The organism is Streptomyces sp. NPDC000075 (assembly GCF_040301925.1).
Classification (GTDB): domain Bacteria; phylum Actinomycetota; class Actinomycetes; order Streptomycetales; family Streptomycetaceae; genus Streptomyces; species Streptomyces polychromogenes.
The window spans coordinates 242,579-255,675 of the sequence record NZ_JBEPFL010000006.1 but is presented as its reverse complement, the minus strand read 5'-3'; the positions used below and the strand labels follow the sequence as shown (position 1 = coordinate 255,675).

Genomic DNA, 13,097 nt, shown 5'->3' with positions numbered 1-13,097 from the left:
CCGAGAACGCGGTCAGCGTCTGCGGGGTATGAGCGGCCAGGCCGGCTCGACGACCGCCGCCGGGTCCGCGGTGCGCCGCAGGTAGGCCTGCAAGGAGACCGACTGTTCGGCCGCCGCGCGCACCTGGAGGTCGTGCAGGTCCGACAGCGGCATCAGCCCGACGGGCCGGTGCCGCTCCCCCATGCTGCGCACCACGCGCGCGGCGGCCACGGCGTCCGCCCGCGCGTCGTGCGCCTCGTCGAGCGGCACCCCGTAGTGGTCGCACAGCGCGTACAGGGCCCGCTTGCCCTTCCGGTACTTGTCCACGTGCTTGTCGATCACCAGCGGGTCGATGACGGGCGCCGGCGCGCCGCCCAGCCGCTCGCTGACCGACTCCACGCCGTGCCGCAGGCACTCCCGGTCCAGCAGGGACAGGTCGTAGCGCGCGTTCATCACCACCAGGGGCGTCCCCTGCCGCAGCCCCTCGGCGACGGCCCGCGCGATCTCCCCGACGGCCGACGCCGCCGGCGCCCCGTGCGCCCGGGCGTGCTCCGTCGATATGCCGTGGATCGCCGACGCCTGCTCCGGTATGGCCACCCCGGGGTCGAGCAGCCAGGTCCGCTCCCGGGAGACGGACCCGTCCGTCTCGATCCGGACGACCGCCGCCGTGACGATGCGGTCGGTCTCCACATCGGTCCCGGTGGTCTCCAGGTCGAAGGCCGTCAGCGGCCCGCCCAGCCAGCTCATCGCACGGCCCCCGCTCCGGCCCGTACCCCGGCCCGCACTCCCCCGTACCACGCCTCCATGACGCGCCCCTCCCCCGTGTTTCCGGTCGACGCGTTTCAGCCTGCCACGAGGCACTGACACCGCGGGCGGCCACCCCCCGCGGCCCGGCCCGGGCCGGGCGGCGCGAGACCCGCCGCCGCCGTCAGGACACCGGCCGGGAGTCCTCCCACACCGACTCGAACTCCTCGCGGTAGGTCTGGAACAGCCCGTGGTCCGCGTCCTTCGGGACCCCCCGCCCGCCCCCGCGCAGCACCAGCACCGGCGCCTCCATGCCCCGGGCCCGCCGCAGGTACGACTGGACCACCGCGATGCCCGAGGACTGCCCCTCCACCAGGTAGGCGGTGAAGCGCGGGGTCTCGTCGAACACGTGGATGTCGAACCGCGAGGGGTCCGTGAGCCCCGCCCGCACCCGGCGCACGTGCAGGATGTTCATCTCCACCGAGCGGCTCAGCTCGCCCTTGCGCAGGCCCAGCTCGCGCTCGCGCCGCTTGACCGCGCTGCTCGCCGGGTTCAGGAACAGCAGCCGCACCCGGCAGCCGGCCTCCGAAAGCCGCACCAGCCGGCGGCCCGAGAAGTTCTGCACCAGCAGGTTGAGGCCTATGCCGATCGCGTCGAGCCGCCGCGCGCCCCCGAACAGGTCCTCCGCCGGCAGCTGCCGCTGAAGCCGCACCCGGTCCGGGTGGACCGAGATGACGTCCGCGTACCGGTCCCCGACGAGGTCCTCGACGGCGTCGATCGGCAGCCGGTCCGCCGACGGGCTGCCCGAGCCCGCGCCCAGCACCTCCAGCAGCCGCGCCGAGGCACGCTCCGCCTGCTCCAGCACCGGCCGCGACAGCGCCCGGTTGCGGGAGACCACGTTGCGGGTGACCTCCAGCTCGTCGAGGGCCAGCTCGATCTCGCGCCGGTCGTCGAAGTACGGCTCGAAGCACGGCCAGTGCTGGACCATCAGCTCCCGCAGCTGGGGCAGCGTCAGGAAGCTCAGCACGTTGTCGTCGGCCGGGTCGAGGAGGTAGCCCTTGCGCCGGCTCACCTCGCGCACCGCCACCGCCCGCTGCACCCACTCCTGCCCGGCGGGACCGGCGGCCGCGACCACCCAGTCGTCCCCGCCATGCACGGGCTCGTAGACGGGCCGCAGCACCGCGCCGACCACCGACCGCAGCCGCTGCTCGACGAGGTTCAGCCAGATGTACGCACGGCCCGCGCGCTGGGCCCGGGTGCGGACCTCGCTCCACGCGTCGGCGCTCCAGTCCAGCTCCGCCCCGGGACGCACCTCCCCGGCCGCCGGCGGCGCCAGCGACACCGCCGCCCCGGCCGCGGCCGCTCCCGGCACACCGCCTGGGGCGTCCGCCGGGCCGCCCTCGTGTCCGCTGTCACCAGGGGGCAGCTCCAGACCTCCCGAGCTCACTCGTGCACCGCCTTCTGCGTCCGGACGCCCGTCTCCAGTGATCACGGAAGGGTACTCCGCGCGCGCGGCCCGATGCAGCCCGAAGCCGGCCGAGGTGACCCTGCCCACCCCGGTCCGGCTGTCCGTTGGACCATTATGTGATGCCCGGACGGTCCGGAGATCCGCATATCAGCTCTCCGGTTCACCCGGCAGGAGCATCCCAAGTCCACGCGTGCGGACCCTCTTTCGGGGAAGATTCGGCAGAGACGTGATCCGCGCCGGACCGACCGGACCAGGATGGAAAGAGCCGTTGCCGATGCAGGTCTGGCCGGGACAGGCATATCCGCTGGGCGCCACGTACGACGGCGCCGGCACCAACTTCGCGGTCTACTCGGAGGCCGCGCGCCGCATCGAGCTGTGCCTGCTGCACGACGACGGCTCCGAGACCGCCGTCGAGCTGCGCGAGACGGACGCCTTCGTCCGCCACGCCTACCTCCCCGGGGTGATGCCCGGCCAGCGGTACGGGTTCCGGGTGCACGGCCCGTACGAGCCCGAGCGCGGGCTGCGCTGCAACGCGGCGAAGCTGCTGCTGGACCCGTACGCGCGGGCCGTCAGCGGGCGGATCGACTGGGGCGAGGAGGTCTACGGCTACCACTTCGGCCGCCCCGACTCCCGCAACGACCTGGACTCCGCCCCGCACACGATGAGTTCGGTCGTGGTGAACCCGTACTTCGACTGGGCCAACGACCGCCCCCCGCGCCACGAGTACCACCACACCGTGCTCTACGAGGCCCACGTCAAGGGCCTGACCATGCGTCATCCCGAGCTCCCGGAGGAGCTGCGCGGCACCTACGGGGCCCTCGCGCACCCGGCGGTCATCGGCCACCTGGTGAAACTCGGGGTGACGGCGCTGGAGCTGATGCCCGTACACCAGTACGTCAACGACCACCGGCTCGCCAACGACGGGCTGAGCAACTACTGGGGCTACAACACCATCGGCTTCTTCGCCCCGCACAACGGCTACGCCTCCGGCGACCGGGGCCAGCAGGTGCTGGAGTTCAAGTCGGCGGTGCGGGCGCTGCACGAGGCCGGGATCGAGGTGATCCTGGACGTGGTCTACAACCACACCGCCGAGGGCAACCACCTGGGTCCCACCCTCTCCTTCCGGGGGCTGGACAACGCCTCGTACTACCGGCTCGCGGACGATCCCCGGCACTACATGGACACCACCGGGACGGGGAACTCGCTGCTGATGCGCTCCCCGCACGTGCTCCAGCTGATCATGGACTCGCTGCGGTACTGGGTGACCGAGATGCACGTGGACGGCTTCCGCTTCGACCTCGCGGCCACCCTGGCCCGGCAGTTCCACGAGGTCGACCGGCTGTCGTCGTTCTTCGACCTGGTGCAGCAGGACCCCGTGGTCAGCCAGGTGAAGCTGATCGCGGAGCCCTGGGACCTGGGCGAGGGCGGCTACCAGGTGGGCAACTTCCCGCCGCTGTGGACCGAATGGAACGGCAAGTACCGCGACACCGTACGGGACCTGTGGCGCGGGCAGCCGCGCACGCTCGCGGAGTTCGCGGGCCGCCTGACGGGCTCCTCCGACCTCTACCAGGACGACGGGCGCCGCCCGCTGGCCTCCATCAACTTCGCCACCTGCCACGACGGCTTCACCCTCAACGACCTGGTCTCCTACAACGAGAAGCACAACGAGGCCAACCGGGAGGGCAACCGGGACGGCGAGACCCACAACCGGTCCTGGAACTGCGGGGTCGAGGGCCCGACGCAGGACCCGGCGGTCCTGGAGCTGCGCGAGCGGCAGATGCGCAACTTCATCGCCACGCTCATGCTGTCCCAGGGCGTCCCGATGCTCAGCCACGGCGACGAGTTCGCCCGCACCCAGGACGGCAACAACAACGCCTACTGCCAGGACAACGAGCTGTCCTGGGTAACCTGGCCCGAGCCGGGCAAACCCCCGCCCCCGCTGCTGGAGTTCACCCGCCGGATGGTGTGGCTGCGCCGCGACCACCCGGTGTTCCGGCGGCGCCGCTTCTTCCACGGCCGTCCGGTGGAGGGCACGCACGACGAGCTCTCCGACATCGCCTGGTTCACCCCGCACGGCGAGGAGATGCGGGCCCGGGACTGGCAGGCGCAGCACGCCCGGGCGCTGACGGTCTTCCTCAACGGGGAGGCGATCTCCGAGCCCGGTTCGCGCGGGGAGCGGATCACCGACGACTCGTTCCTGCTGATGTTCAACGCGGGTGCCGACCCGCAGGAGTTCACCGTTCCGCCCGGGCACGGCGCGCGGTGGCGGCTGGTCGTGGACACGGCGCGGGCGGAGGTGCCGGCGCCCGGCACCGGCCCGCAGTACGCGGCCGGGGACCGGGTGCCTCTGGCGGGCCGGTGTCTGGCGGTGCTTCAGCGCCCGGCGTAGCCGCCGGCGCCTCCCGGGGCCCCCGATCCCTCGGGGGAGGCGGTGCGCTGGGCCGGGACGAACGCCTTGACGGGCACCTCGGCGGCGGGGAAGGGCCCGGCGGGAGACCCGGCGTCGGCCCGGGGCCGGGTCGGCGGCACCCGGGTGACCAGGGCGGTCGTCAGGCACAGCGCGGCCGCCCCCACGGCGACCGCGAAGGCCCCGGCGGGCCCGTACGCCTCGGCGAGCCGCCCGGAGACGGCCAGCGCCACGGCCTGCCCGGCCACCAGCGAACTCGCCGCGAAGGCCATCGACTCGGCGAGCCGCGAGGGCTCCACGACCCGCTCGGTGAGCGCGAAGGCGGTGATCAGGTGCGGGGCGTAGGCGGCGCCGAGGACGGTCACGACCGCGTACAGCGGCCACAGGGTCTCGGTGAACAGCAGCGGCACCGACAGCACCAGCGCCGCGCCCGTCGCCACCCGCCAGCGCAGCCGCAGCCCGAAGCGGGCGGGCAGCGCTCCGAGCGCGAGGCCGACGACCGCGCTGACCACGCCCATCGCGGCGTACACGATCCCGGCCTGGCCCGGGACACCCAAGCGGGCGGTGAGGGCGGCGATTCCGGCCTGGCAGGCGCCGAACATGGCGCCCTGGAGGGCCAGGGAGCCGCGCACGGCGTGGACCACGCGGGGGTGGCGGGGCGCCCGTACGCCCTCGGCCCGGGCGCGCGCGGGGCTCCCGGCCGTGACGGCGGCGGTGGGGTGCAGGGCGTAGGCGGTGCCGAAGACGGCGACGAGGGCGGCCGCCCCGCCGAGGGCGACGGCGGGGTGCAGGGCGAGCGCGGCGAGGCCCACGAGGGCCGGGCCGAAGACGAAGGAGACCTCGTCGAGGGTGCCTTCGAGCGAGTGCACGGCCCCCACCACGTCCTCGCCGGCCTTCGCCCGGTGCGCGAGGGCCACGGAGCGGGTCCGGGCGAGCGGCCCGATCAACGGTACGGAGGCGCCGGCGACGGCGCCGACGGCGGCCAGCGCGGGGGTGGCCAGGCCCGTGAGGGCCCCGGCGACGAGGGCGGCGGTGGCCACGGCGTTGACCGCCGCCGCGGCGAGGACCACGGGCCGCTGACCGTGCCGGTCGGCGAGCCGGCCCAGGACGGGCCCGAAGACCACCTGACCGGCGGAGAGCGTGCCGCCGACGATGCCGGCGGTGGCGAGGGAGCCGCTCGTCTCGGACACCAGCAGGACGCTCCCGAACTGGGACATCGCGACGGGCAGTCGGGCGAAGAACGAGATGACGGGGAGGAGGGGCCCGGTCAGGGCGATGACGTGTCGATAGGTGCTGCCGGTTGAGACCACTTGATCGACACTAACGCGGCGCAGTCACCCGGATGCATTGGGTAATGGCACGGAATCACGCGGGCTGGGTACGTACGTTCTCATGAGCCAGCGGTATTCAATCAGCCAATCGGAATCCGACGTTCAGACACCCGTCATCCCGGCGTCGACGTACCGCCTCCAGCTGACGCCCGCGTTCCCGTTCGCGGCCGCCGAGGCAGCCGTACCGTACCTCGCGTCACTCGGCGTGTCACACCTGCACCTGTCCCCCGTCCTGGAAGCCGTACCGGGCTCGGCGCACGGGTACGACGTCACCGACCACGGGCGGGTGCGGGAGGAGCTCGGGGGTGAGCGGGGCCTGCGCGCGCTGGCCGCCGCCGCGCGGGGGCGGGGGCTCGCCCTGGTGCTCGACATCGTCCCGAACCACATGGCGCTGCCGTCGCCGCTGCGGCTGAACCGGCCCCTGTGGGAGGTGCTGCGGGAGGGGCCGGGGTCGCCGTACGCGCGGTGGTTCGACATCGACTGGGAGGCGGGGGGCGGACAGCTCCTGCTGCCGGTGCTCGCGGATCCGGACGAGCCCTTCACGGTGGACGCCGGTGCGGGGCTGCTGCGCTGCGGGGAGCGGGAGTTCCCGCTGCGCGCCGGGACGGCCGGGCTGCCGCTGCCGGATCTGCTGGCCGCCCAGTGGTACCGGCCGGCGTGGTGGCGCGAGGCCCGCACATCCCTCAACTACCGGCGATTCTTCACCATTTCGGACCTGATCGGGGTGCGGGTGGAGGACCCCGCCGTCTTCGCCGCCACCCACGCCAAGGTGCTGGAGCTGGTCCGGGACGGGGTGGCGGCGGGGCTGCGGATCGACCACGTCGACGGACTGGCCGACCCCGGGCAGTACCTGCGGCGGCTGCGGGCGGCGGCGGGCGACGGCTGCTGGGTGGTCGTGGAGAAGATCCTGGCCCGCGACGAGCGCCTCCCGCCCGCCTGGCCGGTGGCGGGCACCACAGGGTACGACGCGCTGCACCGGGTGGACGGGGTGTTCACGGACGCGGCCGGAGCGGCCGAACTGGCGGGCGCGTACGCCGAGTCGACGGGGGCCGCCGGCTGGGAGGAGACGGCCGAGGCCGCCGCCCGGGAGGTCCTGACCGGCGATCTGGCCGCCGAGCTGGGGACCCTGGAGCGGTGGGCCGGCCCCGGACTGGGGGCGGCCGTACGGGAGTTGCTCGTCGCGACGCCGGTGTACCGGACGTACCCCGGCGGGCCGGGACCGGACGCGCGGACCCTGGAGCGGGCCGCCGCGCGGGCCGGGTCGGTCGCGGTGGACGGCGTACGGGCCCGGCTGGAGGGCGATCCGGCCTTCGCGGCCCGCTTCGCCCAGACCTCGGCGGCCCTGCGCGCCAAGTCCCTGGAGGACCGCGCCTTCTACCGCTGGGCGCCGCTGCTGTCGGCGACGGAGGTCGGCGGGGAGCCGGGGAGCCCGGCGGTGCCGGTGGCGGAGTTCCACGCGTACTGCGCGGAGCGCGAACGGTCGTGGCCCGCCTCGGGCACGGTGCTGTCCACCCACGACACGAAGCGCAGCGCGGACGTCCGCGCCCGGATCGCGGTGCTGTCGCAGGCACCGGGGGCGGCGGGGTGGGACGGCGGCGGGTCCGACCCGTGGCTGGCGTGGACGGCCCGGCAGAGCGCGCTCGGGCTGGGGGACGTCCCCGAGCGGGGCCCCCGCCTGGCGGCGGCCCTGCTCAAGGCCGCCCGGGAGGCGGGGCTGCGCACCTCGTGGACCGACCCGGACGAGGCGTACGAGGCCTCGATCGCGGACCTCGTCCCCCCGGCGGCGGTGGAACTGCCGCCGGCCCTCGCGGAGGCGGCCCGGGCCAACGTGCTGGGCATGACCCTGCTGCACCTGACCATGCCGGGGGTGCCGGAGGTCTACCAGGGCTCCGAGTACGAGTTCCGCGCCCTGGTGGACCCGGACAACCGCCGCCCGGCCGTCTTCCCCCGGGAGTCCCTGGCCGCCCTGGACGCGGGCGCCGCCCCGCTGACCCTTGCGGAGGAGAAGCTCGCCCTGACGACCGCCCTGCTCCGCCTGCGCCGCGCCCGCCCCGCCCTGTTCAGGGGCTACGCCCCCCTGGCCGCCCACGGCCCGGCGTCAGGGCACTGCCTGGCCTACACCCGCCCGGGCGGCCTGGTGGCGGTGGCCACCCGCCTGTCCCACCGGCTGGCGGAGTCGGGCGGCTGGCGGGACACCGCCCTCCGGCTGCCCGCCGGCCCCTGGTACCCGGTCCACGGCCCGGGGCGGTCGACACCGTTCGAGGGGGAGGTCCCGCTGTCGCGGCTGCTGACGGCGGGGCCGGTGGCCGCGCTGGTGCGGGCGGGGTGGCAGGGGAAGGGGAAGGGGAGCTAGACCGGCAACTTGCGGATCATCGCGGTGAGGACGGGGGCATCAGGCGACAGCCGGCAGGTTCCGATGGCCGCGTACCCCCAGGACTCGTAGACCCGGCGGACCTTTCCGTCTCCGGCCGCCGGGTTGACCATCAGGGAGGCGAACGGCTCCGACCGGCCGGCGAGCAGTGTGTCGTGGATCTCCCGGGCCAGACCCGTACCCCGGTGGGGGATCGTCACGCCGATCTCCCTGAGGGCCAGGGCCGGCGCCTGTGTGTGCCGCTCGTCCACGTCCCGCATCCGCCGCCACCAGAGGTCCCCGGCCTCCACGGTGTTCCCGTAGGCGTAGCCGACGGGCCGGTCCTCCCGGTCGAACGCCAGCACCGCCGTGAACCCCGGCGTGCGGCCGTAGCGTTCCAGGCGTTCGGCGACGGTGCTTACCGCGTAGTCCGGCAGGTGGAGCAGCGGCTCACGCACCTGTGCGTAGACCTCCAGCAGGGACGCGGCGACCTGCTCCACGTCGGCGTGGGAACGGAGTCGGGTTTTCACGGGATCTACCTCCGGCGGCGATGGAGCCCGCCCCTCCCGCAGACCGGCACAGTTGTTCGGGTGCAGTAGGGCGGGGGTGGGGCGGGCATGGCATGGGGGTGAGTCTCCTCCATGACATGCCGTATCCCCGCCCGCACGAACTCGCCCTGGCCGCCCGGGTGCTGGCGGACGAGTACCCCGCCCGGGTGCGGCTGAGGCAGGCCGGGGAGTCCCGGGGCGGCCGGCCGCTGTGGGTGCTCTCCGTCGGCGGACGCGGCGGCGGGGGCTGGGAGGTGCTGGTCGTCGCCGGGGCGCACGCCAACGAGCCCGTCGGCGGGGCGACCGTCCTGGAGCTCGCGCGGCGGGTGGCCGCGGCCCCCGACGGCGGCACGGGGTGGCACTTCCTGCTCTGCGCCGACCCCGACGGGGCGGAGCTGCACCGCACCCCCCGCCCGTCCTCCCTCCTCGACTACCACCGGCACTTCTACCGGCCGCCCGGCCCCGAGCAGCCCGAGTGGGCCCCCTCGCTGCTCCCCACGGGCGCGCTCCCGCCGGAGACCCTCGCGCTGACCGGGCTGATCGACGAGCTGCGTCCCGTCCTCCAGGTCTCCCTGCACGGTACGGATCTCGGCGGCTCCTGGGTGCAGCTCACCCGGGATCTGCCGGGACTGGCCGAGCCCTTCGGGAAGTCGGCCGCCGAGCTGCGGATCCCGGTGGAGACCGGGGCCTCCGACGCCTCCGGCTGGCCCTCCCCCGGCCCGGGGATCTTCGTGATGCCGGAGGCGGGGGTCATGGGGTCGCACTCCGAGGACACCAGGCTCAGCACCTGGTGCCACCGCGCGACCACCACCGCGATCGTCGAGGTGCCCATGTGGGCCTCCGACCTGGTGGACGATCCCGCCCCGCACCCGGACCCGGCGGGCGCCCTGCGGGCGCTCGCCGGGCGGCTGGCCGGGGAGGCGGCGCGGGTGGCCGAGCTGCGCGAGGGGGTCGGGGCGGCGGACCCGGACGCCGCCGCGCTGCTGCGGGCGGTGGACTGGACGCTGCGGCTGATCCCGGAGGTCACCGCCGGATGGGCGGGCCCCGGGGCGCCTTCCGGGGCGACCACGGCGGCCGTGGGGAGCGTCGACGCGTTCGGGCGGCGCCTGTCGCTGCGCGCCGCCGCGATGCTGCTGCGGGTGGCGCGGGCGCAGGGGCATCCGGCGGCGCCGCACCTGGACCGGCTGGTGACGGGGTGGTGCGGGGAGTTCTCGGCCCGGTTCCGGGCCCGCCGGGTGCCGGTGGCCACGCAGGTGGAGCACCAGTGCCGGACGGTCCTCGCCGCGCACCGGTGTCTTCAGACGGGCCAGGCGTAGCGGCGCTTGGGCCGGCTCGTGGCGCCCAGACGGTCGTAGAAGCGGATGGCGCCCTCGTTCCAGTCCGGGGTCTGCCACTGGACGTGGTCGAGGCCGCTCTCGCGGGCGAGGTCCGCCACGGCCTCCATCAGGGCGGCGCCCAGGCCGTGGCCCCTGGCCTCCTCCGTCAGGTAGAGGCAGTCCATGTGCAGGTAGGAGGCGGCGTCCCAGAACGCGAACTCCTCCGAGCAGGCGGCGTATCCCGCCACCGTGCCGTCGGGGGTCTCGGCGAGGAGCACCCGTAGCCGGGTGTCCTCGGCGAACAGCAGGGGGCCGAGCCGGTCCGCGAGGTCCGCGGGCCTGGGCGTCGACTTCTCGTACGCGACGTGCTCGTGGATGAGCTCGACGAGGCGGGGCATGTCCTCCGGCCGGACGAACCGGACGGGAGAGGGGGACGGGGAGTCCGGGGCGTGGTCCATGGGAGGACATCCTGCCGTCCCCGCGCCCCGGCCCGCGCGCCGCCCGCCGCGGTCCGTCAGCTCTCCGACAGGCGGAAGCTCACCTTCCCGAACCCGATCTGGTCCCCCACCCGCACCACGGCCGCGCCCGTGACCCGACGCCCGTTGACGGTGGTGCCGTTGGTGGAGCCGAGGTCCTTGAGCAGCCACGTCCCGTCCCGCATGCTCAGCTCGGCGTGCGCCCGGGAGACGGTCTCGTGGCTGAGCCGCAGCCCGTTGCCCGGGTCGCGGCCGATCCGCAGCGGGCCGGCGGCCGGATGCGGGAGCAGCAGCTTCGGCAGCCGTTCGACCTGCCAGGCCCGCCGGACCCCCAGCGACACCGCCGAGGCCCGTCCCACCCAGCCGAACAGCCGACGGGTCCACGGGCTTTCGGGGCCGAGCGGCCCCTCCCGGGTCTGGAGGTCGGCCAGCAGTACGGCCAGGTCCTCGGAACGGCGGGCGACCAGCGCGAGTTCCATGCGGCGCAGGAAGGTGTCGTGCGACAGCCTCCCGAGGGCCGCACCCTCCCTGAGCTGGCCCAGCGCCCGGTCCCGTTCCGCGTCGGACACGCGCGGGACGGGGAAGGCGGGGAACTCGAAACTCGACGTCACAGGGTGATTGTCGGCCCGTCGGGTGCGGAGTGTCCAGAACTCCCCCGGCGGGCCCTGAATGATGGGCACGATACGCGGGAGACGTCGACCGGGAGCGAGGGGACCGTCCGTGCAGTTCGAGGTGTGGGCACCGCTGACAGGCCGGGTCGCGTTGCGACTGGACGACACCGCCTACGAGATGAGCCCCGACCCGGCCCCGGACCGCCGGGGCTGGTGGACCGTCGAGGCCCCGGCCGCCGACGGCGACCGGTACGGGTTCCTGCTCGGCGACGATCCGGTGGTCCGGCCGGACCCGCGCGGCCGGCGCATGCCGGACGGCACCGACGGCCTCTCCGCCGTGGTCGACTTCGAGCCCCTCACCCCCCGCACCGCGCCCCCGCGCGTCCTCCTCCAGGACGCGGTGCTGTACGAGCTGCACGTCGGCACCTTCACCCCCGAGGGCACCTTCGACGCCGCGGCCGCCCGCCTCGGGCACCTGGTCTCGCTGGGCGTGACGCACGTGGAGCTGATGCCCGTCTGTCCCTTCCCGGGCCGGCACGGCTGGGGCTACGACGGGGTGGCCCCGTGGGCGGTGCACGAGCCGTACGGGGGTCCGGCGGGGCTGGCCCGGTTCGTGGAGGCGGCGCACGCGGCGGGGCTCGGGGTCGTCCTGGACGTGGTCCACAACCACCTGGGCCCCTCCGGCAACCACCTCCCGGCCTTCGGCCCCTACTTCACCGACTCCCACCACACCCCGTGGGGTGCGGCGGTGAACCTGGACGCGCCGGGTTCCGACGAGGTGCGGGCGTACCTGATCGGCAGCGCCCTGGCGTGGCTGCGGGACTACCGGATCGACGGGCTGCGGCTGGACGCGGTGCACGCGCTGGCCGACGGGCGGGCGCTTTCCTTCCTGGAGGAGCTGTCGGCGGCCGTGGACGCGCTGGCCGCCGAGTCGGCGCGGCCGCTGTTCCTGATCGCCGAGTCCGACCAGTGCGACCCGCGCCTCACCACGCCGCGCCCCGCGGGCGGTCTGGGGGTGCACGCGCAGTGGAACGACGACTTCCACCACGCGCTGCACTGTGCGCTGACGGGTGAATCCCAGGGCTACTACGCCGACTTCGCCGCCGCTCCGCTGGCGGCCCTGGCCAAGACCCTGACCCGGGCGTTCTTCCACGACGGCACCCGCTCCTCCTTCCGGGGCCGTACCCACGGCCGGCCGGTGGACCGCCGCCGCACCCCCGCCCACCGGTTCCTCGGTTACACGCAGACGCACGACCAGGTGGGCAACCGGGCGCTGGGCGACCGGCTGTCGGCGTCCCTGTCCCCCGGGCTGCTGGCCTGCGCGGCGACGCTGGCGCTGACGGGACCGTTCGTGCCGATGCTGTTCATGGGCGAGGAGTGGGGGGCGGGGACGCCCTGGCGGTACTTCACCGACCACGGCGATCCGGAGCTGGCCGAGGCGGTGCGCAGCGGCCGGCGGCGGGAGTTCGCGGCGCACGGCTGGAAGGCGGAAGAACTGCCGGACCCGCAGGATCCGGCGACCTGGGAGCGGTCGTGCCTGGACTGGGCGGAGCCGGAACGGGAGTCGCACGCCTGGCTGCTGGAGTGGTACCGGACCCTGATCAGGCTGCGCCGCTCGCAGCCGGACCTGCGCGACCCGGACCTGGCGGCGGTCCGGGTCGCCTTCGACGAGGAGCGGCGGTGGCTGACGTTCCGGCGCGGTGACGTGCGGGTGGTCGTCAACCTGGGGACGGAGTCGGTGACGGTGGCGCTGGGACGCAACGGGGTGCGGGTGCTGGCCTCGTGGGAGCCGGTGGAGCATCCGGGTCCCGACGGCCGTCTGCACGTCCCGGGCGAGTCGGCGGTGGTGCTGGGACCCTAGGGTCCG

10 protein-coding genes are annotated in these 13,097 nt (G+C 74.8%); 4 read left to right on the top strand and 6 right to left on the bottom strand.

What is annotated here, in order from left to right; all coding sequences use genetic code 11:
- Positions 1 to 12 precede the first annotated feature (12 nt).
- Both ABT403_RS10400 and ABT403_RS10395 read right to left on the bottom strand, forming a co-directional pair.
- Complete coding sequence (locus ABT403_RS10400) at positions 13 to 726, bottom strand: 3'-5' exonuclease (RefSeq protein ID WP_344166249.1); 714 nt, start codon at positions 724 to 726, stop codon at positions 13 to 15.
- Positions 727 to 907: 181 nt separating this feature from the next.
- Positions 908 to 2,170 (bottom strand): DUF5919 domain-containing protein, encoded by a 1,263-nt coding sequence (locus ABT403_RS10395; RefSeq protein WP_344166248.1) that lies wholly within the window; start codon positions 2,168 to 2,170, stop codon positions 908 to 910.
- Between the two features lie 295 nt (positions 2,171 to 2,465).
- Between ABT403_RS10395 and glgX the strand changes: the two genes are divergently transcribed.
- Positions 2,466 to 4,580 carry a glycogen debranching protein GlgX gene (gene glgX / locus ABT403_RS10390; RefSeq protein WP_344166747.1) on the top strand — a complete coding sequence of 705 codons (2,115 nt, stop codon included), beginning with the start codon at positions 2,466 to 2,468 and terminating at the stop codon, positions 4,578 to 4,580.
- Here the strand turns inward: glgX and ABT403_RS10385 are convergent.
- Entirely contained in the window at positions 4,565 to 5,908 is a 1,344-nt protein-coding gene (locus tag ABT403_RS10385) for an MFS transporter (protein WP_344166247.1), read from the bottom strand. The two genes, glgX and ABT403_RS10385, sit on opposite strands and share 16 nt — an antisense overlap.
- An 82-nt stretch (positions 5,909 to 5,990) precedes the next feature.
- Here ABT403_RS10385 and treY point away from each other — a divergent pair, with 82 nt between their 5' ends.
- A complete protein-coding gene (treY, locus tag ABT403_RS10380; RefSeq protein ID WP_344166246.1) occupies positions 5,991 to 8,282 on the top strand; it encodes a malto-oligosyltrehalose synthase in 2,292 nt (763 codons plus the stop codon).
- Here the strand turns inward: treY and ABT403_RS10375 are convergent.
- Complete coding sequence (locus tag ABT403_RS10375) at positions 8,279 to 8,809, bottom strand: GNAT family N-acetyltransferase (RefSeq protein ID WP_344166245.1); 531 nt, start codon at positions 8,807 to 8,809, stop codon at positions 8,279 to 8,281. The two genes, treY and ABT403_RS10375, sit on opposite strands and share 4 nt — an antisense overlap.
- A gap of 98 nt (positions 8,810 to 8,907) precedes the next feature.
- Here ABT403_RS10375 and ABT403_RS10370 point away from each other — a divergent pair, with 98 nt between their 5' ends.
- Positions 8,908 to 10,143, top strand: a complete 1,236-nt coding sequence (locus ABT403_RS10370; RefSeq protein ID WP_425580292.1) for a M14 family zinc carboxypeptidase — start codon at positions 8,908 to 8,910, stop codon at positions 10,141 to 10,143.
- Here the strand turns inward: ABT403_RS10370 and ABT403_RS10365 are convergent.
- Positions 10,125 to 10,601: a GNAT family N-acetyltransferase gene (locus ABT403_RS10365; protein ID WP_344166243.1), complete on the bottom strand. Its 477-nt coding sequence runs from the start codon at positions 10,599 to 10,601 to the stop codon at positions 10,125 to 10,127. The two genes, ABT403_RS10370 and ABT403_RS10365, sit on opposite strands and share 19 nt — an antisense overlap.
- 56 nt (positions 10,602 to 10,657) lie before the next feature.
- Positions 10,658 to 11,230 carry an FHA domain-containing protein gene (locus tag ABT403_RS10360; protein WP_344166242.1) on the bottom strand — a complete coding sequence of 191 codons (573 nt, stop codon included), beginning with the start codon at positions 11,228 to 11,230 and terminating at the stop codon, positions 10,658 to 10,660.
- 109 nt (positions 11,231 to 11,339) lie between these two features.
- Between ABT403_RS10360 and treZ the strand changes: the two genes are divergently transcribed.
- Positions 11,340 to 13,091 (top strand): malto-oligosyltrehalose trehalohydrolase, encoded by a 1,752-nt coding sequence (gene treZ, locus ABT403_RS10355; RefSeq protein ID WP_425580291.1) that lies wholly within the window; start codon positions 11,340 to 11,342, stop codon positions 13,089 to 13,091.
- Positions 13,092 to 13,097: the final 6 nt, after the last annotated feature.